This window comes from Streptomyces sp. NPDC017529 (genome assembly GCF_044329785.1).
Taxonomy (GTDB): domain Bacteria; phylum Actinomycetota; class Actinomycetes; order Streptomycetales; family Streptomycetaceae; genus Streptomyces.
This window is the reverse complement of the sequence record NZ_JBIRJY010000015.1, coordinates 53,943-75,835: the sequence shown is the minus strand read 5'-3', so window position 1 is coordinate 75,835 and position 21,893 is coordinate 53,943. Positions and strand designations below refer to the sequence as shown.

General features: G+C 74.6%; 22 protein-coding genes. 7 read left to right on the top strand and 15 right to left on the bottom strand.

Features of this window, described 5'->3' with window-relative positions; genetic code table 11:
* Positions 1 to 20: 20 nt before the first annotated feature.
* Genes ACH4K4_RS29690 through ACH4K4_RS29665 form a run of 6 tightly spaced genes read right to left on the bottom strand, consistent with a single transcriptional unit; the run spans position 21 to position 6,407 of the window.
* Positions 21 to 836: a class I SAM-dependent DNA methyltransferase gene (locus ACH4K4_RS29690; RefSeq protein WP_398171558.1), complete on the bottom strand. Its 816-nt coding sequence runs from the start codon at positions 834 to 836 to the stop codon at positions 21 to 23.
* Entirely contained in the window at positions 833 to 2,089 is a 1,257-nt protein-coding gene (locus ACH4K4_RS29685; RefSeq protein ID WP_398171557.1) for an MFS transporter, read from the bottom strand. The genes ACH4K4_RS29690 and ACH4K4_RS29685 overlap by 4 nt, the downstream gene beginning before the upstream one ends.
* Positions 2,073 to 3,197 (bottom strand): dipeptide epimerase, encoded by a 1,125-nt coding sequence (locus ACH4K4_RS29680; RefSeq protein ID WP_398171556.1) that lies wholly within the window; start codon positions 3,195 to 3,197, stop codon positions 2,073 to 2,075. The genes ACH4K4_RS29685 and ACH4K4_RS29680 overlap by 17 nt, the downstream gene beginning before the upstream one ends.
* Positions 3,194 to 4,294: a PLP-dependent cysteine synthase family protein gene (locus ACH4K4_RS29675; RefSeq protein ID WP_398171555.1), complete on the bottom strand. Its 1,101-nt coding sequence runs from the start codon at positions 4,292 to 4,294 to the stop codon at positions 3,194 to 3,196. The genes ACH4K4_RS29680 and ACH4K4_RS29675 overlap by 4 nt, the downstream gene beginning before the upstream one ends.
* Positions 4,291 to 5,151 carry a Rossmann-like domain-containing protein gene (locus ACH4K4_RS29670; protein WP_398171554.1) on the bottom strand — a complete coding sequence of 287 codons (861 nt, stop codon included), beginning with the start codon at positions 5,149 to 5,151 and terminating at the stop codon, positions 4,291 to 4,293. The genes ACH4K4_RS29675 and ACH4K4_RS29670 overlap by 4 nt, the downstream gene beginning before the upstream one ends.
* Positions 5,148 to 6,407: an ATP-grasp domain-containing protein gene (locus ACH4K4_RS29665; RefSeq protein WP_398171553.1), complete on the bottom strand. Its 1,260-nt coding sequence runs from the start codon at positions 6,405 to 6,407 to the stop codon at positions 5,148 to 5,150. The genes ACH4K4_RS29670 and ACH4K4_RS29665 overlap by 4 nt, the downstream gene beginning before the upstream one ends.
* Positions 6,408 to 6,595: 188 nt before the next feature.
* On the opposite strand from ACH4K4_RS29665, the gene ACH4K4_RS29660 reads away from it, so the two are divergent.
* Positions 6,596 to 8,119, top strand: a complete 1,524-nt coding sequence (locus tag ACH4K4_RS29660) for an alpha/beta hydrolase (protein ID WP_398171552.1) — start codon at positions 6,596 to 6,598, stop codon at positions 8,117 to 8,119.
* Position 8,120: 1 nt separating this feature from the next.
* Here ACH4K4_RS29660 and ACH4K4_RS29655 read toward each other — a convergent pair whose 3' ends face one another.
* Positions 8,121 to 9,218 carry a hypothetical protein gene (locus ACH4K4_RS29655; protein ID WP_398171551.1) on the bottom strand — a complete coding sequence of 366 codons (1,098 nt, stop codon included), beginning with the start codon at positions 9,216 to 9,218 and terminating at the stop codon, positions 8,121 to 8,123.
* Between the two features lie 239 nt (positions 9,219 to 9,457).
* On the opposite strand from ACH4K4_RS29655, the gene ACH4K4_RS29650 reads away from it, so the two are divergent.
* Positions 9,458 to 9,787, top strand: coding sequence for a putative quinol monooxygenase (locus tag ACH4K4_RS29650; protein WP_398171550.1), 330 nt, complete (start codon positions 9,458 to 9,460; stop codon positions 9,785 to 9,787).
* 71 nt (positions 9,788 to 9,858) lie between these two features.
* Here ACH4K4_RS29650 and ACH4K4_RS29645 read toward each other — a convergent pair whose 3' ends face one another.
* The 3 genes from ACH4K4_RS29645 to ACH4K4_RS29635 all read right to left on the bottom strand — a co-directional run bounded on the left by ACH4K4_RS29645 (position 9,859) and on the right by ACH4K4_RS29635 (position 11,376).
* Positions 9,859 to 10,167, bottom strand: a complete 309-nt coding sequence (locus tag ACH4K4_RS29645) for a hypothetical protein (RefSeq protein ID WP_398171549.1) — start codon at positions 10,165 to 10,167, stop codon at positions 9,859 to 9,861.
* 104 nt (positions 10,168 to 10,271) lie between these two features.
* Positions 10,272 to 10,748 carry a cyanase gene (gene cynS / locus ACH4K4_RS29640; RefSeq protein WP_398171548.1) on the bottom strand — a complete coding sequence of 159 codons (477 nt, stop codon included), beginning with the start codon at positions 10,746 to 10,748 and terminating at the stop codon, positions 10,272 to 10,274.
* A gap of 25 nt (positions 10,749 to 10,773) precedes the next feature.
* A complete protein-coding gene (locus ACH4K4_RS29635) occupies positions 10,774 to 11,376 on the bottom strand; it encodes a carbonic anhydrase (protein WP_398171547.1) in 603 nt (200 codons plus the stop codon).
* A gap of 144 nt (positions 11,377 to 11,520) precedes the next feature.
* Between ACH4K4_RS29635 and cynR the strand changes: the two genes are divergently transcribed.
* From cynR to ACH4K4_RS29610, 5 genes are all read left to right on the top strand, one after another.
* A complete protein-coding gene (cynR, locus tag ACH4K4_RS29630; protein ID WP_398171546.1) occupies positions 11,521 to 12,450 on the top strand; it encodes a transcriptional regulator CynR in 930 nt (309 codons plus the stop codon).
* A 23-nt stretch (positions 12,451 to 12,473) separates the two neighbouring features.
* Positions 12,474 to 13,991 carry an SDR family oxidoreductase gene (locus ACH4K4_RS29625; protein WP_398171545.1) on the top strand — a complete coding sequence of 506 codons (1,518 nt, stop codon included), beginning with the start codon at positions 12,474 to 12,476 and terminating at the stop codon, positions 13,989 to 13,991.
* A gap of 105 nt (positions 13,992 to 14,096) precedes the next feature.
* Positions 14,097 to 14,924: a hypothetical protein gene (locus tag ACH4K4_RS29620; RefSeq protein ID WP_398171544.1), complete on the top strand. Its 828-nt coding sequence runs from the start codon at positions 14,097 to 14,099 to the stop codon at positions 14,922 to 14,924.
* 66 nt (positions 14,925 to 14,990) lie between these two features.
* Positions 14,991 to 16,277: a VWA domain-containing protein gene (locus ACH4K4_RS29615; protein WP_398171543.1), complete on the top strand. Its 1,287-nt coding sequence runs from the start codon at positions 14,991 to 14,993 to the stop codon at positions 16,275 to 16,277.
* Positions 16,277 to 17,047 (top strand): hypothetical protein, encoded by a 771-nt coding sequence (locus tag ACH4K4_RS29610; protein ID WP_398171542.1) that lies wholly within the window; start codon positions 16,277 to 16,279, stop codon positions 17,045 to 17,047. The genes ACH4K4_RS29615 and ACH4K4_RS29610 overlap by 1 nt, the downstream gene beginning before the upstream one ends.
* An 81-nt stretch (positions 17,048 to 17,128) precedes the next feature.
* Here ACH4K4_RS29610 and ACH4K4_RS29605 read toward each other — a convergent pair whose 3' ends face one another.
* From ACH4K4_RS29605 to ACH4K4_RS29585, 5 genes are all read right to left on the bottom strand, one after another.
* Positions 17,129 to 17,359, bottom strand: a complete 231-nt coding sequence (locus ACH4K4_RS29605) for a phosphopantetheine-binding protein (RefSeq protein WP_360140727.1) — start codon at positions 17,357 to 17,359, stop codon at positions 17,129 to 17,131.
* A 5-nt stretch (positions 17,360 to 17,364) separates the two neighbouring features.
* A complete protein-coding gene (locus ACH4K4_RS29600) occupies positions 17,365 to 17,997 on the bottom strand; it encodes an isochorismatase family protein (protein WP_398171541.1) in 633 nt (210 codons plus the stop codon).
* A gap of 17 nt (positions 17,998 to 18,014) precedes the next feature.
* Positions 18,015 to 19,676 (bottom strand): (2,3-dihydroxybenzoyl)adenylate synthase, encoded by a 1,662-nt coding sequence (locus tag ACH4K4_RS29595; RefSeq protein WP_398171540.1) that lies wholly within the window; start codon positions 19,674 to 19,676, stop codon positions 18,015 to 18,017.
* Positions 19,673 to 20,878: an isochorismate synthase DhbC gene (dhbC, locus tag ACH4K4_RS29590; protein ID WP_398171539.1), complete on the bottom strand. Its 1,206-nt coding sequence runs from the start codon at positions 20,876 to 20,878 to the stop codon at positions 19,673 to 19,675. The genes ACH4K4_RS29595 and dhbC overlap by 4 nt, the downstream gene beginning before the upstream one ends.
* A 137-nt stretch (positions 20,879 to 21,015) precedes the next feature.
* The gene (locus ACH4K4_RS29585) at positions 21,016 to 21,807 is read right to left on the bottom strand and encodes a 2,3-dihydro-2,3-dihydroxybenzoate dehydrogenase (RefSeq protein ID WP_398171538.1); all 792 of its coding nucleotides are present in this window, start codon (positions 21,805 to 21,807) and stop codon (positions 21,016 to 21,018) included.
* Positions 21,808 to 21,893: the final 86 nt, after the last annotated feature.

Genomic DNA, 21,893 nt, shown 5'->3' with positions numbered 1-21,893 from the left:
GGGGCAGGAAGCGGGGGCGGTCAGGCGTCGCCCAGGCGGGCCACGAGGTGCAGCCGGTCCCCGTCGGCAGCGCCGGCGGGGGCCCGGGACGGTCCGGGCCGCCAGGGCGGTTCCGTACGGGGGCCGGGCCCGTCGTGCAGTTCCAGCACGGTGAAGCCGTGGGCGGCGAGGGCGTACCGCAGCTCCTGGGGGAACAGCAGCCGCCACGCGGAGTGCTGTTCGACCGGCGGTCCGCCGCCCTCCGTGGTCCACACCCGCCGCCGGCGCAGCAGTTGGGCCGCCCGGTCGACGGTGAGCGTCGTGACGGACCGGTGGACGGTGCCCTCCCACGTGAAGCCCCGGATCGCCGGTGCGCCGAGCAGTTCGGTGCGCCCGAGGAAGAAGGCGCCGTTGCGCATCTCGGCGACCAGCAGCCCGCCGGGCGCCAGAGCGCTGCGGCAGGAGGCCAGGAAGCCGTCGAGTTCGTCGTTGGTGTGGCAGTACAGCAGCGCGCTGTCGAGGCAGACGACGGCGTCGAACGGCTGTGGCGCGAGGTCCGCCGGGTCGAACCCGCGCAGATCGGCCCGCGCGTACCGGGGCCCGGGGTGGTGGGTACGGGCGTACGCGAGCATGGTGTCCGACAGGTCGGCGCCGGTGACCGTACGGCCCGCGGCGTGCAGGTGGGCGGCGTCCCGGCCGGTGCCGCAGCCGATGTCGAGGACGTGCGGCCCGGCGCCGTACCGGCACAGGACGTCCTCGGTCCAGCGGGCGGCGAGCCGTTCCGGGTCGGGGAACCGGGCCTCGTACAGGGCCGGGTTGTCGGTCAGCAGGTTGCGGGCGGCGGCACTGTCCGTCATGCCGTCACCGCCACGGGCCGTACGGGCAGGGCCCGCAGCCGGTGGAGCCAGCCGACGCCCGCCGCCGAGAGGAGGCCGAAGGCCAGGCAGCACGCCCAGGGCAGCCAGCTCGCGCCGCCGTGGCCGCCCGCGTCCATGGCCCAGCCCACGACGGTGTTGCCGACGGCGGCGGCGATGCCGGAGACGACGTAGAAGATGCCGAAGTAGGTGCCGGTCAGCTCGGCGCGGCCGAACTGGGGTATCAGCTCCATGACGAACGGCTGGGCGATCATGACGCCGACGTACAGGAGCAGCGCTCCGGCGAGGACGGGTACGAGCGCGAGCGCGGCCCGGCCCGTACCGCCGCCGCCCGTTCCGGTCACCCCGGCGACGGCCATCGGCGGGACGAACGCCACACCCATCAGCGCCAGCCCGACGGCGATCCAACGCGCGCGCCTGCCCCGCTCCTTGAGGGAGCGCGTGATGCGCATCTGGAGGGTGAGGTTGGCCAGTGTGCCGACGAGGAAGACGATGCCCGCCGCGCCCTCCCAGCCGGTGGCCCGCCTGGCGCCGTCCGGGAGCAGCAGGTAGAGCTGGTTCTCCATGGTGAACATGCCGACCATGGCGAGGGAGAAGGCGAGGAAGGCGCGGTTGGCGAGGACCTCGCGCCAGTCGCCGAGCACGCTGCCCCTGGCGGCGGGGACCTCGCGGGCGGGCAGGACGACGGCCTGGGCGGCGGTCAGCAGGGCGAAGACCGCGGCGGCGGTGAGCGCGGAGGCCCGGAAGTCGACGAGCAGCAGGGCGCTGCCGATCAGCGGCCCGACCAGCGCGCCGGTCGTCGCGAAGATGTTGAACAAGGCGAACGCCTCGGCCTTGCGGTCGCCGGCCTCCGCCGCCAGGTAGGCGCGCACGGCCGGGTTGAACAGGGCCCCGGCGAGCCCGCTGAGCACGGAGGCGGCGAGCAGGACGGGCAGCCCGTCGCCGAGGGCGAACAGCGCGAAGCCGACGGTGCGCAGCGCGCAGCCCGCGATGATCACGCCGCGTGCCCCGAGCCGGTCGGCGGCCGAGCCGCCGAGGATGAACAGGCCCTGCTGGCTGAGGTTGCGTACGCCCAGCACGATGCCGACCACGGCCGCCGACATCCCCAGGTCCTCGCCGAGGTGCGTGGCGAGGTACGGGATGAGCAGGTAGAAGCCGATGTTCACGCCGAGCTGGTTGACCAGCAGGAGCCGGATGGCGAGCGGGAAGGCCCGCATCTCACTCCACGTCTTCACGGTGGTGCCTTTCCTTCTGTACTGCGGGCTGTGCCGCGGTGGGTGCGGGCACGGTCCGTTCCGCGCGCGGGGGCGCCGGGCGTACGCCCAGCCCGGCGCCCGTTCCGGCCCGTACGGTCCCGTCGGCGCCGCCGATGCCGGTCCACGGGTCGTGCGCGAGCAGCAGGTGCCCGTCCAGGTCGACCCAGTGGGCCCGGTCGGCGAGGTGGACGGCGGGGGCGATGCCGAGGGTGCCCGCGGTGAGGCAGCCGAGCATCAACCGGGTGCCGCTGCCCGCGATCAGCTCCTCGATGCGCAGCGCCGCGTACACGCCGCCGCACTTGGCGAGCTTGACGTTGACGCCCTGCACCCGCCCGGCGAGCCGCTCGGCGTCGGCGAGGCCGACAGCGTCCTCGTCGGCGATGACGGGCAGCGGGGAGCGTTCGGCGAGCCGGGCGAGCGCTTCGGGGTCGCCGGGGGCGGTGGGCTGTTCGACGGCCGCGACGCCGAGTTCGGCGAAGCGCGGCAGCAGCCGTGCCGCCAGACCCGGCGTCCAGGCGCCGTTGGGGTCGAGCAGCAGGGACGCCGAGGGCACGGCGTCGCGTACGGCCCGTACGCGGGCGAGGTCGTCCTCGGGGTCCGCCGCCCCGGCCTTGACCTTGATGACGGTGAATCCGCTCGCGGCCAGGCAGCCGGCCTGCGTACGGGCCCGGTCGGCGGGCACGATGCCGATGGTGCGGGCGGTGGCGGCGACGGGCCGTTCCGCGGTGCCGAGCAGCCGGTGGACCGGCTGTCCGGCCCGCTTGCCCACCAGGTCGAGCAGCGCCGACTCGACGGCGGCGGTGACGGCGGGCGGGGTGACGGGCGCGGGCAGCCCGCCTTCCCGCAGGGCGGCGAGGGCGCTCTCCGGGTCGGCGAAGCGGCCGAGTTCCGCACCGGCACCGGCCAGCAGCCGGCGCAGCGTGTCGGTGTCGAGTCCGTAGTACACGCTGGTCACGGCCTCGCCGTGGCCGCGCACCGCACCGTGCTCGACGGTGATCCAGACGGCGTTGCGCTCGCTCGTCACCGACCGGGAGATGCGCAGCGGCTCGGCGAGCCGGAGGCGTACGAGGCGCAGGGTGACGTTCACGCGGTGCCCTCCCGCCCGGCCGGCGCGACCGCCGCGGCCTTCGGGTCCACGACGGTGGTGCAGCGCGCCCAGCCGGTGGCTTCGGCAGCCGTGGGGTGCGGTATCTCCACCGGGCGGGTGGCGACGGGCCGCCCGGCCAGGCCGTGGGCGGCGGCGAAGTCCTCGTCGTAGACGGTGCCGAGGTAGCGGTGCAGGCCGTCGGGGAAGACGGTGGCGACGACGGCGCCGGGGTGCACGCGGGCCGCCCAGGCGGCGACCAGCGCGACGGCGCCGGTGCTCCAGCCGCCGCTGACGAAGCTGCTCCGGGCCAGCCGCCGGCAGGCGTCGGCGGATTCGGCGGGGCCCACCCAGTGCACCTCGTCGAAGGCCGCGTAGGCGACGTTGCGCGGGTGGATGCTGCTGCCGAGGCCGCGCATCAGGCGGGGCCTGGCGGGCTGCCCGAAGATGGTCGAGCCGGTGGCGTCCACGCCGATCAGGCGCAGCGCGGGCCAGTGGCGGCGCAGCGGGCCGATGATCCCGGCGCTGTGGCCGCCGGTGCCGACGCTGCACACCAGGACGTCGAGGTGGTCCAGGTCGGCGGCCAGCTCGGCGGCGAGCGAGGCGTACCCGGCGGCGTTGTCGGGGTTGTTGTACTGGTCGGGCCAGTACGCGTGCGGCAGCAGGGTGCGCAGTTCGCGCAGCCGGGCGAGCCGGGCGGCCTGCCAGCCGCCTTCCGGCGCGGGCCGGTCGACGATTTCCAGCCGGGCGCCGTACGCGCGCAGCAACTGCCGCATCGACGGCTCCAGTTCGCTGTCGCAGACCAGGACCACGTCGTGGCCGAGTGCCTGCCCGGCGAAGGCCAGGCCGACGCCGAGGGTGCCGGAGGTGGACTCCACGACCGGCGCGCCCGGCCGCAGTTCGCCCCGCTCGCGGGCGCCGAGCAGCATGGACACGGCGGCCCGCGCCTTCATGCCGCCCGCGCCGAGCCCTTCCAGCTTGGCCCAGAACCCGGGGTGCGGGCAGGGCAGGTCACCGGTGATACGGGCCAGCGGGGTACAGCCGACGAGGGCGAGGAGCTCCCGGTTGGCGGCGGGTGCGCGAAAGACCGCGGCGGTCATCGGACGTCTCCTTGCCCCAGCAGCGCGTAACCGTCGTCGCCGGTGTAGCGGTGGACGACGCCGGGCCCGCCGTCGAGCCAGAAGAACGGGTACGGCTCGGCGCACACGGCGCTCACCCCCGCGCCCAGCAGCCGCGGCAGTACGGCGCTGCCGGTCTGGGCGAACATCACCAGCGGCTTGCCGTGCCGCTCGCAGTGGGCGCGCAGCGGCTCGAAGGTCCCGTTGCCCAGCGTCATGCCGGACGCCAGCACCGCGTCGCAGCCGTCCAGCTCGGCGAGCGCGTCGGTACGGATCGGCTCGCCCCACTCGGTACGGCCGCCCTTGAGGTCGCACGGCACGCACACCAGTCCGCGGGCGCTCAGCGCCTCCAGCAGCGAGTTGACGACGCCGACGACCAGGACGGTGCGGCCGGGCGCGACGGCCAGCAGTCCGGCGACTCCCCGGGCGCGGGCCCGCGACTTGGCGAGCGAGTCGCCGGCGGGCAGCTCCCACGGCTGCGCGCCGTTCGCGGGGGTGTGCGGCAGTGCGTGCATCAGGTACGCGTCCAGGGCGGCGATCCGTACCGGCGCCAGCGGGTGGTCGAGCAGCGTCGCGATGTCGGCGCCGACGCAGTCGTCGATCGCGGCGGCGGGCAGCGCGCCGGGCTCGACGGCGCAGGACCCCACCGCGCCGCCCAGGCGCAGGCTGAGCACTTCGTTGCGGTAGCCGCCGCTGCGCCCTTCGTGACGTACGGCCTGGTTGGTGGTGAAGGCCACCGCGATCTTCTGTGTGCGGGGGTCGGGCCCCAGCTCCCCGGCGCGTACCCGGCGTACGAGGTCCGGGTAGCCGCTCGCCACGGCCTGTCCCGTCGGGTTCATCGGTCGCCCACCACCCGCGGACACAGGCCGGCCAGCAGCTCCTCGACGCGGGCGCGCGCACCCGCTCCCTCGCCGTCGCCGGCCATGACATGGCCCAGGTAGCCGTTGTTGCTGCCGGTCTCCTTGACGGCCTTGCCGGGCGCGGTGAGCTGTACCTCCAGCAAGCCGGCCCGCCCTTCGAGCCCGTCGGCGCCCGTTATCCCCGCCAGCACGCCGGTGCGTTCCGGCACGAGGAAACCGATGGCGGCGCTGCGCAGCCCGGTCTCGCGTGGGACGAGGTCCGGTTCGCGGCCGAGCGCCACCTCCACGAAGGCGGCGGCCAGGTCGATGCCGGTGACGTGCCGGACCAGTTCGGTGATGCGGTTGCCCGCGGGGCGCGGGTTGACCTCGACGACACGCGGCCCGGCCGCGGTGAGCTTGATCTCGGTGTGCGCGACGACCTGGTCGAGCCCGAGCGCCCGGAGCGCCGCGCGCGCGGTGTCCGCCGCCGCTTCGGCGTCGGCGGCGGACAGCGCGGCGGGGAACATGTGGCCCGTCTCGACGAACGCCGGTGCGCCGCCCACGCTCTTGTCGGTCACGCCGATCACGTGCACCGCGCCGTCGTGCGACACGGTCTCGACGCTGACCTCGGGCCCGTCGAGCAGCTCTTCCAGCAGGACCACGGGGGCCCGGAGCTGGCCGCGCGCATTGACCGGGAACCCGGCGAGCGCGCGGTGGGCGCGCGCCAGCTCCGCTTCGTCGTCCACCCGCCGTACGTACATCCCGGCACACAGGTCGACCGGCTTGAGAACGAGCGGGAAGCCGAGCTCGCGCGCCGCCTCGGCGGTCCGCGCCCAGTCGGCACAGACGGCGAACCGGGGGCCCGGCACGCCGGCCGCCTCGAGGGCGTGCCGGGTGGCGTCCTTGCGGCAGGCGGCCTCCACCGCCTCCGGCGCGGGCCCCGGCAGCCCGAGGTGCGCGGCGATGCGGGCCACGGCGGGCAGGTAGTAGTCGCACGAGCTGAGGACGCCGTCGAAGCCGGTCGCCGCGTGCAGGCGCTCGGCGTAGGGCAGCAGCGCGTCGGTGTCGTTGGTGTCGGCGGTGACGATGTTGCGGGCCGCCAGCAGCGGGTGGGCGGTGCCCTCGGGGGCGGCCCGCAGGTAGTGGTGCAGGTCGCGGGTGAGGAAGGTGAAGTCGTGTCCGGCTTCGCGGAGGGCGCGGGGCAGCAGCCTGCCCATCGATCCGACCCAGCTCTCGACCATCAGCAGATGCGCCACAACTCTCCTTCTGCGCAGGCGGTTTCGCTTCCGGGCACGCCGTGGGGAGGCCCCCCGGTGCCGCGGTGCGGTGTTGACCGAACGCGATGCTAACCGTAATGATTTTCATTGTCACCTTGTGGGCCGGTCCTTTTCCCGCTCTCCGGCACCCGCCCGCGCCCGCCGCCCTCCCATGAATTGCGAGCCCCATGCCTCCCGCCCTGCGGCGCACCGCCCTGCTCTGCGCGCTCCTGACCAGCGCCGTCCCGCTCGCCGCCGCCACGGCCGCCGAGCCCCGCGCCGACGCCCCCGCCCCGTCACCGCGCTTCGGTGCCTGCCCGGACGCGGCCCCCCGGCCGCCCGCACCCGACCGCGTCGAGTGCGGCACGGTGAGCGTGCCGCTGGACCACCGCCGCCCGGACGGCGCGCGCCTACGGATAGCCGTCTCGCGCGTCCGCGCCTCGGGGACGCCGGCCGAACGGCGCGGCGTCCTACTGGTCAACCCCGGCGGCCCGGGCGGCACCGGGCTTCCGTACGCCGTCACCAAGCGCGCCAAACTCCCGGAAGCCGTGCGCCGCGCCTACGACGTGATCGGCTTCGACCCGCGCGGCACCGGGCACAGCGCGCCCGCCGGCTGCGGCCCGATGGGCGGGCTCTTCGACGCCCCGGGAACCGGCTCCGCGCCGATCGATCCCGTACCGCACGACCGGCCCGGTGAGCGCGCCTACCTCGACTCCCAGCGACGGCTGGCCGCCGACTGCGCGGCGGGCGCGGGCGCCACCCTCCCCCACCTCTCCACCCGTGAGACCGCCCGCGACATGGACGCCATCCGCGCCGCGCTCGGCGAGCGGCGCATCAGCTTTCTCGGCGTCTCCTACGGCACCTACCTGGGCGCGGCCTACGCGTCCCAATTCCCGGGCCATGTGGGCAAGTTGGTGCTGGACAGCGTGGTCGGCCCAGAGGACTGGCACGCCTTCGACGTACGGCAGGCCCGCGCCCTGCTGCGCCAGCGGGACGTGCTCTTCGGCTGGCTGGCGCGGCACGACTCCCGCTTCGGGCTGGGCACCACCGCGCGCGAGGTCCGTACCGCCTACCAGCGCACGCGCGACGGCCTGACGGCGCGCCCCGTGTCCGGCTTCGGAGCGGCCGCCTTCGACCGGGCCGTCTACCGCGCCCTCGGCCGCACCGAACGCTGGACCGCCCTGGGCGACGGGCTGCGCGACTACCTGGACAAGGGCGTGGCCGACCGGCTCCGCCCCGCGACGCCCTTCGACGGCCCCGAATCACGTACGTACGAGGCCGCCAACCGCATCGTGAAGTGCGCCGACGGGCCGGGGCCCACGCCGGCCCGGGTGCTCGCCGACATCCGTGGGCTGCGGCGCCGGGACCCGCAGCCGGTGCTGACCGGCCTGGAGGCGGCAAGCTGCGCGTACTGGCACACCCGCCCCGCCGGGCGCACCCCGCTCGGCAGCCCCGCGGCACCCCCGGCCCTCCTGGTGGCCTCCGCGCACGACCCCGTGACGCCGATCGCCGGCGCACGGGCCCTCGGCCGCACCCTCCCCGGCTCCCGGCTGGTCACCCTGCACAACGACTACTCGCACGGCGTCTTCGCCAGCCGCGGCAACGGCTGCGTGGACTCCACGGTCGCCGCCTACCTCGTCGGCGGCACCGTCCCTGCCGCGGACGTGCACTGTGACGGCCCCGGACTGCCCGAACCGGCACCGCGACCGTGACTCAGCCCACCACCGTGACCTCCGCCGGGAGCACACACGTCGCGCCCGGCACGCCCAGCAGGTGCTCCTCGAAGAAGGCGCCGACGCACATCCGGGTGATCTCGATGCCGCGGCCGCCGGGCAGGGAGCCGAGTTCGAAGGCGTAGTCCTCCGCGTCGGTGAACTCCCGGTAGCCGAGCGGCCCGGCGAGGGCGTCGAGGTCGGTGGCCGACGCGTGGCCGCCGCCGGTCACCAGCAGGTGGCGGCGGAGGCCGCGCAGCCGCTCCCAGAGCCGTTCCCTGGCCGCCGCCTCCTCCGGGTACTGCGGGTCGTCAGGAGTGAACTGGCATAGCAGGAAGGGACGTCGCAGACCGGCGCGGAGGACTTCGCCGTACGGAGTGCCGTCGATGTCCGCGCCCGCCGTGAACCCGGCATCGACGCGCATGGCCTCGGCCGCGGCCGCGCCGCCCAGCGAGTGGCCCGCGACGCCCGCCTTCGACGGGTCGAGGAGGGCGCGCCACCAAAAACCGGGGGCGGTCAGCCGTTCGCGGGCGAAGCACAGGTCGGCGGCGCGGATCCGCAGGTAGCGGGTGGCCAGATCGCCGGTGTCCCCGCCTCCGAGGCCGTCCGGTTCGCGGTACGGCACGATCCGGCCGTCGGGGAACTCGACGCCGAGCGCGTCCGAGGGGTGGTCCAGGGCCGCCACCAGGAAACCGCGACTGGCGAGATCCTCACCGAGCGCGGTCAGGCTCGCGCGGTACTGCGCGTGGCCCGGGGACAGCAGGACCAGCGGGCAGCCGAGTGTGTCCGGCGCGGGCGGCGCGCCCTCGGCGGCGTGCACGACGACACCGGCCGCCGTGCCGCCCGGCAGCCCGGAGCAGCCCGGCTCCTCCTCCCAGGAGTCGACGACCAGAGGGGAGAGCGCGTCCGACACGTACCGGCCCGGGGTCCCGGTGCCGCGCTGCGCCGGATACCAGAGCTGCGCCATCAGCTCCCGGGGACGGCCGGCCAGGAACGGGTCCGGCCGGTCGTGGTCGACGAGGTGGGCGGTGCGCACGCCCACCGGGTGGCGGCCGGTGGGGCGGGGTAACGCCGGGCGCGGATCACCGTGCTGTGTCATCGTGCTCGCGCCCTCTCCTCGGTGTCACCCGCGGCTCATCCGATCATGTCCGGCGGGCGGCACGCATCCCGTTTCCGGGGCGGGTGGCAGGGCCCGTCGGCGGATTTTCCGGGAGGGCCGGAATGCGCGGCGATCCTCCTCCGCCGGGCGGGCGGCGGCGCCCACCATGGAAGCGAAGCGGGCGGCAGCCCGCCCGGCCGCGCAGGCGCAGGCCGGTCCGTACCAGCGCAGGAGCCAGCATGATCTTCATCGTCGTCAAGTTCACCGCCCGGCCCGAGTACCGGGACTCGTGGCTGTCGCTGGTGGACGACTTCACCCAGGCCACCCGGCAGGAGCCGGGCAACCTGTTCTTCGAGTGGTCGACCAGCGTCGACGACCCGAACCAGTTCGTCCTGGTCGAGGGCTTCGCCGACCGGAAGGCCGGGGACGAGCACGTGAACTCCGCGCACTTCAAGGCGGGCCTGGAGGCGATGGCCGGCGCCATCGCCACCACCCCGCAGATCATCAGCAGCGAGATCGAGGCCGAGGGCTGGTCGGCCATGGGTGAGCTGTCGCCGCGCGAGGCGTGAGCGCGGAGGCGAAGCCCTTCAGCCGGCCGCGCGGGCACGCGGCCCGCGCGGCCGGCTGATGACGCAGGCCCTCATTCGGCGACGTCGACGTGGAAGTTCTCGACGGGCTGGTCCGCCTTGTCCTCCTTCGGCGCACCGAGGTCGCCGCACTGGTTGGCGGGCGCCGTCAGCGGCACGGCGGCCCCCAGCGCCTGGAGGACTCCGCCGGAGCGGGCGGTGGCGGCCGTCGGGCGAGGGCCGGACGCGTTCGTGCAGGTGTTGTCGTGGGCGCTGTTCCCGGCGCCGATCACCGTGGTCGCCGCTACCGGGCCGGCCCCGGCCACGAGGGCCACTGCGGACAGCACGAGCACCGCACATCGGCTCTTGGCGTCGGACAGCATCGCGCTCCTGCTCCTTGGGTGAAGCACTTCCTCACCGAACCAACGAGAGGGACGGCCACCGGTCACCCGAACCGGCGCTCGAAGCACGCTCGAACCACAGGCTCCTAGAACGGCTCGGCCGGAAGGTACTTGCCGTCCAGGGTGATCACCGCGCGGGTGCCGCCCTCGGGGTCGTCCACCTTCTTGACGTCCAGGCGGAAGTTGACGGCGCTGATGATGCCGTCGCCGAACTTCTCGTGGATCAGGGCCTTGAGGGTGGTGCCGTAGACCTGGAGCATCTCGTGGAAGCGGTAGATGGTCGGGTCGGTGGGGACGCCGCCGGGGAGGCTGCCGCGCAGCGGGATGGTCCGCAGCAGCCGCTCCGCCTCGTCGCCGAGGTCCAGGCGCTCGGCGAGGATCCGGGCGGCGTCGGCGGGCAGGGCGTGCTGGCCCAGCAGCGCGGCGGTGACGAAGGCCTCCGACAGGCCGGTGGCGTCGGCCAGTTCCTGCCAGGTGAGGTCCTTGCGGGTCTTGGCCGCGACGACCGCCAGGGCCAGGTCCTGGCGGGCCTGCGGGTCGAGCTGCGCGTGGGTGTGGGGCATGGAGGGGTCCTTTCGGGGTGGGCGCTCAGGAGAGCGGGGTGAACGTGCCGCGGGCGGGGTCGAGGACGTCGACGGCTCCGGTGCGGATGTCGTGGACCCAGCCGTGCAGCGTGACCGCGTCCCGCGCGAGGGCGCGGGCCACGGACGGGTGGGTGGCGAGGTGGGCGAGCTGCGCGACGACGTTGTCGCGCACCAGCGCCGGGACGGCGGTCTCGCCGCCGCTGCCGTCCCCGGCCGTGGCGGGCCCGGCCGCGTGCAGCCAGCCGGCGACGGCCGGCAGCCCGGCCAGGTCCTCGCCGGTGGCCAGGGCCGTCATGGCGCCGCACGCGGAGTGGCCGCACACGATCACGTCGGTGACGCCCAGGACGGCGAGCGCGTACTCGATGCTCGCCGAGACCGCGTCGGGCTCCGGCCCGTACTCCGGGACGAGGTTGCCCGCCGTGCGGATCACGAACAGCTCGCCCGGGTCGGACTGGGTGAGCAGTTCGGGGACGACCCGGGCGTCGGAGCAGCCGATGAACACCGCGGCCGGGCGGTGGGCGGCGGCGAGCCGCTCGAAGAGCGCCGCTCTGGCGGGGTGGACGTCGCGCCGGAAACGCAGGACGCCGTCGGTGAGGTGGTCGTGCACAGCAGCTCCTCGCAGGTCGGGCACCGGCCGGAAGCCGATGTCTCCACCATGGATGACCTGCCGCTATAGCGTCCAAGACGCACAACTCATGGCAGCCATCAGCGCTGCCTATACCTGCTGCCCAGCCCGCCTACAGTGGGCGGCATGGCCCTGGAACTGCGTCATCTCCGCTATCTGCTCGCGGTCGCCGAGCACGCCAATTTCACCCGTGCGGCCGAGGCCCTGCACGTTTCGCAGCCCACGCTCTCCCAGCAGGTCAAGCAGCTGGAGCGGGCTCTGAAGGTGCAGCTGCTGGACCGCACGGGGCGCACCGTGCGGCTGACCGACGCGGGCCGGGCGTACGCCCACTACGCGCGCAGCGCCCTGCGCGACCTGGACGCGGCCGAGCGCGCGGTCCTGGACGTACGGGACCTGACCCGCGGGACGCTGCGCCTGGCCACGACGCCGACCTTCACCGCGTACCTCGTCGGCCCCCTGGCCGCGGCGTACCACACCCGCTACCCCGGCATCTCGCTGATCCTGCGGGAGCTGCCGCAGGACCGGATGGAGGCCGCGCTGCTGGCCGACGAGCTGGACCTCGGCATCGCCTTCAGCGGCCCGCACCCGCCGGGCGTCACCGGCACCGCGCTGTTCACCGAGACGCTCGGCCTCGTCGTCGGCCCCGCCCACCCGCAGGCCGGCCGCACGGCGCCGCTGCCGATCCGTTCCCTGCGCGACCACCGGCTGGCGCTGCTCAGCGCCGACTTCGCGACCCGCCTGCACATCGACACCCACTTCGGCGCGCACGGCGTACAGCCGCGCATCGCGGTGGAGGCCAACTCCATCACCGCCCTCACCGAACTGGTCCGGCGCACCACCCTGGCCACCGTCCTGCCCGACGCCATCACCCGCGAGCAGCCCGGCCTCCGTCCCGTCGGCCTGTCCCCCGCGCTGCCCGCGCGCACGGTGACCCTGCTGCGCCGCGAGACGGCCTACCGCAGCGCCGCGTCCGACGCCTTTACCGCGCTCGCCCGGCAGTGGGGGCGGGACCACGAGGAGGACGCGGGTCAGCGGCGGTGTCGCGGGTACCGGTAGGGGCCGGAGACAGGAGGCGTGGCATGGAACGGTGTCTGGTGACCGGGGCCACCGGCTACATCGGCGGTCGGCTGGTGCCGGAGCTGCTGGCCGCGGGGTATCCGGTGCGGTGCCTGGCGCGTACGCCCGGCAAGCTGCGGGACCACCCGTGGGCCGGGCGGGTGGAGACGGCGCGGGGCGACGTCACGGACGAGCGGTCGCTCACGAAGGCCCTGGAGGGCGTCGGCGTCGCCTACTACCTCGTGCACGCGCTCGGCACGGGCAAGGACTTCGAGGACACCGACCGCAGGGCGGCCCGTACGTTCGCCGGGTGCGCGCGGAAGGCGGGCGTGCGGCGGATCGTCTATCTGGGCGGGCCGGTGCCGCGGGGCGTCGACCGGCGGAAGCTCTCGCCGCACCTGCGGTCGCGGGACGAGGTGGGGCGCATCCTGCTGGAGTCCGGTGTGCCGACCGCGGTGCTGCGGGCCGCCGTGATCATGGGGTCCGGCTCGGCGTCCTTCGAGATGCTGCGATATCTGACCGAGCGGCTGCCGGTCATGGTGACGCCGAGCTGGGTGCGTACGCGTATCCAGCCGATCGCGGTTCGGGACGTGCTGCACTACCTGGTGGGCTGCGCCGGGCTCCCGGACACCGTGAACCGGGGCTTCGACATCGGCGGCCCCGACGTCCTGACGTACCGGCAGATGATGCAGCGCTACGCGCGGGTCGCGGGCCTGCCCCGGCGCCTGATCGTGCCGGTGCCGGTGCTGACGCCGGGGCTGTCCAGCCGGTGGGTGGGGCTGGTGACGCCGGTGCCGGCGGCCATCGCCCGACCGCTGGCGGAGTCGCTGCGCCACGAGGCCGTCACCGAGGAGCACGACATCGCCCGGTACGTGCCGGACCCGCCGGGCGGGCCGGCCGGCTTCGACCGGTCGGTGGAGCTGGCGCTGCGGCGGGTACGGGAGGCGCAGGTGGCCACCCGCTGGTCGTCGGCTTCGGTGCCCGGTGCCCCCGGCGAGCCGCTGCCGACCGACCCGGACTGGGCGGGCGGCAGCCTCTACACCGACCGCAGGGCCCGCGTGGTGGACGCCTCGCCCGAGGCGCTGTGGGAGGTCGTCGAGGGCATCGGCGGTGAGCACGGCTGGTACTCCTTCCCGCTCGCCTGGGCCCTGCGGGGGTGGCTGGACCGGCTGATGGGCGGCGTGGGGCTGCGCCGGGGGCGGCGGGACGCCGAGCGGCTGCGGGTCGGTGAGGCGCTGGACTTCTGGCGGGTGGAGGAGATCGAGCGGGGCCGGCTGCTGCGGCTGCGCGCGGAGATGCGCCTGCCGGGGCTCGCCTGGCTGGAGCTGGCGGTCGCGCGGGACGCTGCGGGCCGCACGGTCTACCGGCAGCGGGCGGTGTTCCATCCGCACGGGCTGTCGGGCCACGCGTACTGGTGGAGCGTGGCGCCGTTCCACGCGCTGGTGTTCGGCGGGATGGCGCGCAACATCGCCGCGGCGGCCCGGGACCGGGCGGGGCGGAAAGCATCACCCTCCGTCGACGACATACCGGCGAACGGGTGATATCCGCGGGTACGGCTTCCTCAGTCGGACGCAGGGGTGACGCGATCGGCCGGTGGCGTGGAAGGGCTTGTGTAGTTCAGGCACTACCGGCAATGGAGGCACAACATGCCCGCACCCCGTTCACGCACCGGCCGGCGACGGCTCGGTCCTTGGTATCCCCTGCTGGTCGGCGGCGTCGTCGCCGGGCTGGCGGCCCCGGCGGCGCTGGCCGCCGACCCCGATACACAGGGCAGGAAGCCCCGGCCGAACACGGCCCCCGACACCGCCCTCCTGCAAGCCACCAAGCAGGCCAAGCAGGCCGGCCGGCGGGTGGAGGTGCAGTCGCAGCGCACCGCGACCGCCCGTGTCTACGCCAACCCGTCCGGCACGTACACCACCGAGCTGCGGCTGCCGGACACACGCGCCCCGAGAGGCGGCGTGGGGCTGTGGACCAGCGTCAACAAGAAGTATCCCAACACGAAGTACTGGAACCGGACGGGCAAGGTCGCGCGCGTCGGCCACGAGAAGCAGTCGGGCGGCACCTGGCGCTCGTACATCACCATGAACACCAGGGACCTGCACAACACGGGCCCGATCCGCAGCGCCCGGTTCCGGATCCTGAACACCTACTCCTGGTCGTGCTCCGCCCGGCCGGTGCAGATCCGGGACACCAACACGGTCGACCAGAACACGACGTGGAACAGCACGGTGAACCGTAACTGGGACCGGTACAAGGTGCTGGACACGGTCAACGCCGCCAAGGGCCACCATGCGAACCACTGCCCGGCGGGCAACCTGTACTTCAGGGTCACCGACAGCGCCAAGGCCGCCCAGAAGTACAAGTGGCGGACCATGACGCTCGGTCTGGGCGCCCAGAACGAGAACGACACCTACGGGTGGAAGAAGTTCGACGCGACCACGTCCACGCTGATCGTGGACTGGGCCAGGCACTGACCCACCGCTCTCCCCCGGCCGCCGCCCGTTTTGGAACCGGAGCCCGATCCTCAATACGATCCGGCGATGATCACAAGAAAACGGCTGGCGGCCGGGGTGTGCGGGCTGCTCGCCACCCTGGCCGTGGGGCTTCTCCCCACCTCTGCCACCGCCGCCGACGAACCGGACAGCAAGAAGCCCTCCCCCAAGGTCGAGCTGGTGCTCGACGTCAGCGGCTCGATGCGGGCGCGCGACATCGACGGGCAGACCCGGATGGCCGCGGCGAAGCAGGCGTTCAACGAAGTGCTGGACGCCGTGCCGGGCGAGGTGCAGCTCGGCATACGCACCCTCGGCGCGAACTATCCGGGCCCGGACCGGCAGACCGGGTGCAAGGACACCAAGCAGCTCTACCCGGTCGGTCCGCTCGACCGGACCGAGGCGAAGACCGCGGTGGCCACGCTCGCGCCCACCGGCTGGACGCCGATCGGCCCGGCCCTGCTGGGCGCGGCCGACGACCTCAAGGCGGGTGGCGGTGACGCCACCCGCCGGATCGTGCTGATCACGGACGGCGAGGACACCTGCGCGCCGCTCGACCCGTGCGAGGTGGCGCGGGACATCGCCGCCAAGGGCATCCACCTGACCGTGGACACGCTCGGGCTGCTGCCGGACGCCAAGACCCGCCAGCAGCTCAGCTGCATCGCGGAGGCCACCGGCGGCACCTACACCTCCGTCAAGCACACCAGCGAACTGCGGGACCGCGTCCATCAGTTGGTGGACCGCGCGGCCGACCCGGTGGTGACGCCGGTGGCGACCGAGGGCGCCGACCGATGCGACAAGGCCCCGGTGCTCAAGCCGGGCCTGTACACCGACCGGGAGAAGTTCGCCGAGCACCGCTGGTACCGGGTGGACGTACGGCCCGGCCAGGAGCTGCGCGCTTCGGCGAGCATCGGCGCCGACCGCGCCGTCAACAACGACTACGGCGTCCTGCTGCGCGCCTCGACGGTGCACGGCCGGGAGATCGTACGCGGCTCGGAGGCGGGTGACGGGCGTACCGACGTCGTCTCGTCCGGGCTGCGCTACCCGAAGGCGCCGCTGAAGAACGCGGACGGCGACGCGAAGGACGCGCCGGAGACGGTCTGCCTCCGGCTCAGCAACTCCTTCGCGGCGCCCGCCTCGGTCAAGACGGAGCCGGGGATGCCGGTGGAGCTGGCCATCGACGTGGTGGACGGGCCGTCCGACGCCTCGGACGCCGCCTCCTTCGGCCTGGGCCGCGGCTGGTGGTTCCTGGCCGCGATGGTGCTCTTCGGCCTGGTGGCCGGGTTGCTGTGGGGCTGGCTGTCGCGCTGGCGTGTCGCCGTCTGGAGGACCAACTGATGCGTACGCGCACGTTCCTGACCGCCGCGGTACTGGCGGGTGCCGCGCTCTTCGGCGTGGCGGGCACGGCGGTGGCGGACAGCCCGTCGCCGTCCCCGAGCGGCAGCGCCGGCGCCGCGGGGCCGACCGAGGCGGGCACCTCGTTCCGTACGGCGACACCGGTCAAGCCGGGGCAGAAGGCGACGGCCGGGGCGTCCACCGGTGACTACCTGTACTGGGTGGTGCCCGTGGACGCCGGGCAGCGCGCCACGATGAAGGCGAAGGTCACGCTGCCGGAGGCGGCCCGGCACGGCGCCGCGACCTGGCAGCTCGACGTGTACGACGGGCTGCGGCGCCGCCAGGCGTGCACCTACGGCGCGCAGACCAGGGCGGCGGCAGCGGACGCCGGTTCGGTGGAGCTGTCCTGCACGCTGCGTACGGTCCGCTCCTGGGCCGAGCCGTGGTCCAACGACCCGCTGCCGGGCGGCTATTACGTACGGCTGACGGTGACCGGCCTGCCGCAGGACGACCTGGGCCTGCCGGTGCGTGCCGCGTTCGAGCCGGTCGTAACCGGGGCGGGCGGTGCGCGGGCCGTGGACGGCAAGCTGGCCGCGCCGCTGGTGCCGGGTGCCGCCAAGCTCGAACCGGACGGCGGCTGGTCCTCGGGCCGGTGGCACGACCGGTGGGTGTGGACGGCGGTGGGCGGCCTGCTGGCGGCGCTCGCCGGGATCGCCGGGTACGCCGTGACGCGGGGCGCCGGCCGCCCGTCGCGGGTGCCGCCGGGCGCCTGACGGGCCGTCGGGCACGACGCGGCGGGGCGGCGCACGGTGGTCCGTGCGCCGCCCCGCCGCCGTACGGGCCGGGTGCGGCGGTCAGCCGGTGGCGCCGAGCAGCACCGCCCACTTCTCCAGGGCCGGCTCCTCGGACAGGTCGGTGACGGCCACGTCGATGCCGTGGTCGCGGTTCCAGCGGCCGGCCAGGGCCATCAGGCGGACCGAGTCCAGGCCGTAGTCGACGAGGTTCTCGTCGGCGGGGATGTCGGCGGGGTCCTCGCCGAGGACGTCGGCGACGTCGTTGCGCAGCTGTTCCAGGGTCAGCGCCATGGCGGTCACTTTCCTTCCAGGACGGTGGCGGTGGTGGTGACCACGGCACACTTGCCGGCCGCCCAGCGCAGTGCCATCGCGTGGTCCTCGGCGGAGAAGTCGGCCACCGCGTCGGCCACGACGAACGCCTGGATGTCGCGCATCCACGCGTCGCAGGCGGTCATCAGCACCCCGATGTGGGCGTAGACGCCGGTGACGACGATCTGGTCGCGGCCCAGCCCGCGCAGCCGCTCTTCGAGGTCGGTGCGGACGAAGCCGCTGTACTTCCACTTGGTCAGCACCGTGTCGTCCGGGCCGGGGGCGACCGCGTCGGCGATGGCCGCCGCGTGCTCGTCGGCGGGCAGGCCCGGGCCCCAGAAGTCCTGCTGGAGGCCGCGTTCGGCGGGGGTCTGGCCGCCGGGCTGCGCGGTGTAGAGGACCGGGATGCCGAGCCGGGCGGCCTGCTCCTTGAGCGCCGCGACGTTGCGCAGCAGGTCGGTGACCGGGGAGGCCTGGGTGTCGTAGGCCGACAGGAAGTAGTTCTGCAGGTCGTGCACGAGCAGCACGGCGCGGGACGGGTCGGCCGTCCAGTCCACGCGGTTCGCGGGCAGGTCGCCGGCGGACGGCATGGGGTAGGGGGCGATGGCGGGCAGGGCCATGATGCGGTGCGGTCCCTTCAGGACGGGTCGGTGGTGCGGGCGGCGGCGGACCTGAGGTCCTTCTTGGATATCTTGCCGACGCCGGTCTGCGGGAAGGTTTCCACGAACTCGACGCGGTCGGGCACCTTGTAGGCGGCGAGGCCGCGGGCGCGGACGAACTTCTTGACGTCCACGGGCCGCAGCGGCTGGGCGCCGGCGCGCAGGATGACGTAGGCGCAGGTGCGTTCGCCCAGGTACGGGTCGGGTTCGGCGACCACGTTGGCGTCGTGGACGGCGGGGTGGGCCAGGAGGTGGTTCTCGACCTCCTCGGCGGCGATCTTCTCGCCGCCGCGGTTGATCTGGTCCTTGGCGCGGCCTTCGACGACGAGGTGGCCGGTGGGGGTGAGGCGGACGACGTCGCCGGTGCGGTAGAAGCCGTCGGCGGTGAAGGAGCGGGCGTTGTGCTCGGGCGCCTTCCAGTAGCCGCGGATGGTGTAGGGGCCGCGGGTGAGCAGGTGACCGGTCTCCCCCGGGGGCAGGTCGTTGTCCGCGTCGTCGACGACGCGGATCTCGTCGTCCGGGGAGATGGGGCGGCCCTGGGTGGAGACGATGGTCTCCTCGGGGTCGTCGAGCCGGGTGTAGTTCACCAGGCCCTCGGCCATGCCGAACACCTGCTGGAGGGTGCAGCCGAGGGCGGGCCGCACGCGCCGGGCGGCTTCCTCGCTGAACTTGGCGCCGCCGACCAGGAGGACGTCGAGGCTGCTCAGGTCGTACGGCGTGGCCGGTGCGGCCTCCGTCCAGACGAGCGCGAGCGGCGGCACCAGGCCGGTGATCGTGACGCGTTCGCGCTCGATGAGCGGGAAGGCCACGTCGGGTGTCGGCTGCGGGCTCAGCACGACGCGCGCGCCGGCGTACAGGGCGCCGAGCGTGCCCGGCGAGGACAGCGGGAAGTTGTGTGCGGCGGGCAGGACGCACAGGTAGACGCTGTTCTCGTCGACGCCGCACAGCTCGTTGGAGCCCCACAGGGAGTAGATGTAGTCGTCGTGGGTGCGCGGGATGAGCTTGGGGACGCCGGTGCTGCCGCCGGAGAGCTGGAGGAACGCCAGGTCGTGCGGGGCCGGTTCGTCCCGGGTGGCCTCGTCGGCGGGTGGGTCGGCCGGTACGTCGGAGAGCGCTTCGAAGGCGCCCGCGTCGCCGCCGGTGACGAAGACGTGCCGCAGGCCGGGGACCTGTTCCCGTACGGTCGCGGCCAGCTCGCGGTAGTCATAGCCGCCGTGTTCGGCGGCGATGACGTAGGCGGCGGCGCCGGTGAACTCGCAGAAGTAGCGGATCTCCGTCTCGCGGTGCGCGGGCAGCGCGAAGACCGGGAGGGCGCCGAGGCGGAAGAGCGCGAAGACGACCTCGAAGAACTCGGCGGTGTTGGGGAGCTGGACGACGACGCGGTCGCCGCGGACGATGCCGCGGGCGCGGAGCCCGGCGGCCATCCGGGTGGCCCGGCGGTCCAGTTCCCCGTACGTCCAGCGGCGGCCCTCGCCCGCCGGGTCGACGACGGCGACCCGGTCCGGGTGGGCGGCGGCCCGCTCGCGCAGCATCCCGCCGAAGGTCTCGCCGCGCCACCAGCCGGCGGCGCGGTAGCGCTCGGCGAACTCGTCCGGCCAGGTGGGGGCGTGGGAGCGGGCGTAGGCGTACTGGTCGCTCACAGCTCGGCCCCCACGGCGCCGAGGAAGGTACGGAACTTGGCGCCGGTCTCGGCGGTCTCGGCCTCCGGCTCGGAGGCGGCGACGATGCCCGCGCCCGCGTACAGGCGCAAGGAGCGCTCCTCGGCCTCGGCGCAGCGGATGGTCACCACCCACTCGCCGTCGCCGGACGCGTCGCCCCAGCCGACCATGCCGGTGAAGAAGCCGCGGTCGAACGGTTCGGTCTCGGCGATCACCTGGCGGGCGGTTTCGGTGGGGGTGCCGCAGACCGCCGGGGTGGGGTGCAGGGCGCAGGCCAGCTCCAGCGCGGAGGTGTCCGGTGCGGCCAGCGTGCCGGTGACGGTGGTGGACAGGTGCCACATGGTGGCGGTGCGCAGCAGGGTGGGCTGCGCGGGGACCGTGAGGTCGGTGCAGTACGGGGCGAGCGCCCGGTGGACGGCGTCGACGACGACGGCGTGCTCGTGGAGGTCCTTGGTGGATTCCAGGAGCGCCGCGGCCCTGCGGACGTCCTCGGCCAGGTCGGCGCTGCGCGGGGTGGAGCCGGCCAGCGGGTTGGCGACGACCCGGTGGCCGCGCCGCGAGACCAGCAGTTCGGGGCTGGCGCCGAGGAGGGTGCGGCCGGGGGCGGTGGGGAGCGCGAAGGTGTAGCCGGAGGGGTCGCGGCGGGCGAGGCGCTGGAGCATCGCGGGGATGTCGAGGACGCCGGGGGTGCTGAGTTCGAGGGTGCGGGCCAGGACGACCTTGCTGAACTCGCCGCGCCACATGCGCTCGACGGCCGCGGCCACGCCGGCGCCGTACGCCTCGGGGGCCGGCACGGGCCTGATGTCCCAGTGGGCCGCGGCGGGCGGGTCGGCGGGCAGCGCGATCAGCGGGTCGGCGGTGAGCGGCGGCGCGGTCCGCGCGGTGGCGGGCACGGCGAGCGCGGCGGGGGCCGTCTGGTCGAAGGGCACGGCGCCGACGACCAGCGGCGCGCTGTGCCCGGCCGCCCGCGCGGCACCGAGGGTCTCGGCGACCCGCTGCGGCAGGGGCCGTTCGTCGTGCGGGACTTCGCTGTGGGTGCCCTGCGCGAGGATGGTGCGCGTGGGCGTGCCGAGGAAGCGGGCGCCGGGGGTGTAGGCGTCCAGGAGCGAGGTCGCGGCTCCTACGGCGGGGTGGGCCGGCTCGGCGAGGGGGACGTGCGTGGCGACTTCGGGTGCCGTCGGCACGGGAGCTCCATTTCTCGGAATTCGGCGGTCGGTTCCGGGGATGACTGATGCGGGTGAGGGGCGGGGGCGTTCGGCGAGCGGTTTTGGCGCGGTGTGCCCGCCCTCGCGGAGGGTGGGCGGCGGGGGCGCGGCGCGGGTCAGCGGAGGGTGGCGCCGCCGTCGACGTACAGCTCCTGCATGGTGATGTGCCGGGCGCGGTCGGAGGCGAGGAAGACGACCGCGTCCGCGATGTCGGACGGGTCGGCGATCCGGCCGAGCGGGATGCCGGTGCGGTACGTCTGCGGGTCCCCGGCGATCACGCGGCGGGGCGCGTCGTCGTCGGTCCACAGCGCGCGTTGCATCGCGGTGTCGGTGGAGCCGGGCGCGACGATGTTGCAGCGGACGCCGCTGCGGGCGAGTTCGAGGCCCAGGCACTTGGTGTACATGGCGGCAGCCGCCTTGGACGCGGCGTAGGCGGCCATTCCGGTGCGGGGGACGCCGGCGGCGTTGGAGCCGACGGTGACGATGCTTCCGGAGCCGCGCTCGGCCATGTGCGGGGCGACGGCCCGTGCGGTGTGGAAGACGCCGGTGGTGTTCACGGCGAAGGTGTCGGCCCAGTCGGCGTCGGAGAGTTCGGCGGCGGGTCCGGGGCGCAGGATGCCGGCCACGTTCACCAGGACGGCGATCGGGCCGAGTTCGCGCTCGACGCGTTCGACGACGGCGCCGACGGCGGCCGGGTCGGTGACGTCCATGGCCTCGGCGGTGACCGGCCCGGCGGCCTCTCCGGCGGGCCGCGGCACCGCGGGTGCGGTGCGGTCGGTGGCCACGACGTGGGCCCCTCGGTGCGCCAGTGCCGCGGCGACCGCGGCGCCGATGCCCTGCCCGGCGCCCGTGACCAGGGCGATCCGCCCGGTGAACTCGGCGCGACCGTCCGGTATGTGCTCAGGCATGAGCAACCTCCCCTTTTTGTTAGGCAAGCCTAACCTAATATAGGACAGGCACCCAGCCACTCCGCCATTCCGCCCCGACGTGCCCG

Coding starts and splice junctions, on each gene's coding strand:
- ACH4K4_RS29645 (WP_398171549.1), bottom strand. CDS start 10,167: ATGCTGTCCGACGCCAAGAGCCGATGTGCGGTGCTCGTGCTGTCCGCA.
- ACH4K4_RS29610 (WP_398171542.1), top strand. CDS start 16,277: ATGCGTACGCGCACGTTCCTGACCGCCGCGGTACTGGCGGGTGCCGCG.
- ACH4K4_RS29670 (WP_398171554.1), bottom strand. CDS start 5,151: ATGAACCCGACGGGACAGGCCGTGGCGAGCGGCTACCCGGACCTCGTA.
- ACH4K4_RS29615 (WP_398171543.1), top strand. CDS start 14,991: ATGATCACAAGAAAACGGCTGGCGGCCGGGGTGTGCGGGCTGCTCGCC.
- cynR (WP_398171546.1), top strand. CDS start 11,521: ATGGCCCTGGAACTGCGTCATCTCCGCTATCTGCTCGCGGTCGCCGAG.
- ACH4K4_RS29585 (WP_398171538.1), bottom strand. CDS start 21,807: ATGCCTGAGCACATACCGGACGGTCGCGCCGAGTTCACCGGGCGGATC.
- ACH4K4_RS29675 (WP_398171555.1), bottom strand. CDS start 4,294: ATGACCGCCGCGGTCTTTCGCGCACCCGCCGCCAACCGGGAGCTCCTC.
- ACH4K4_RS29690 (WP_398171558.1), bottom strand. CDS start 836: ATGACGGACAGTGCCGCCGCCCGCAACCTGCTGACCGACAACCCGGCC.
- cynS (WP_398171548.1), bottom strand. CDS start 10,748: ATGCCCCACACCCACGCGCAGCTCGACCCGCAGGCCCGCCAGGACCTG.
- ACH4K4_RS29660 (WP_398171552.1), top strand. CDS start 6,596: ATGCCTCCCGCCCTGCGGCGCACCGCCCTGCTCTGCGCGCTCCTGACC.
- ACH4K4_RS29625 (WP_398171545.1), top strand. CDS start 12,474: ATGGAACGGTGTCTGGTGACCGGGGCCACCGGCTACATCGGCGGTCGG.
- ACH4K4_RS29655 (WP_398171551.1), bottom strand. CDS start 9,218: ATGACACAGCACGGTGATCCGCGCCCGGCGTTACCCCGCCCCACCGGC.
- ACH4K4_RS29650 (WP_398171550.1), top strand. CDS start 9,458: ATGATCTTCATCGTCGTCAAGTTCACCGCCCGGCCCGAGTACCGGGAC.
- ACH4K4_RS29605 (WP_360140727.1), bottom strand. CDS start 17,359: ATGGCGCTGACCCTGGAACAGCTGCGCAACGACGTCGCCGACGTCCTC.
- ACH4K4_RS29600 (WP_398171541.1), bottom strand. CDS start 17,997: ATGGCCCTGCCCGCCATCGCCCCCTACCCCATGCCGTCCGCCGGCGAC.
- ACH4K4_RS29620 (WP_398171544.1), top strand. CDS start 14,097: ATGCCCGCACCCCGTTCACGCACCGGCCGGCGACGGCTCGGTCCTTGG.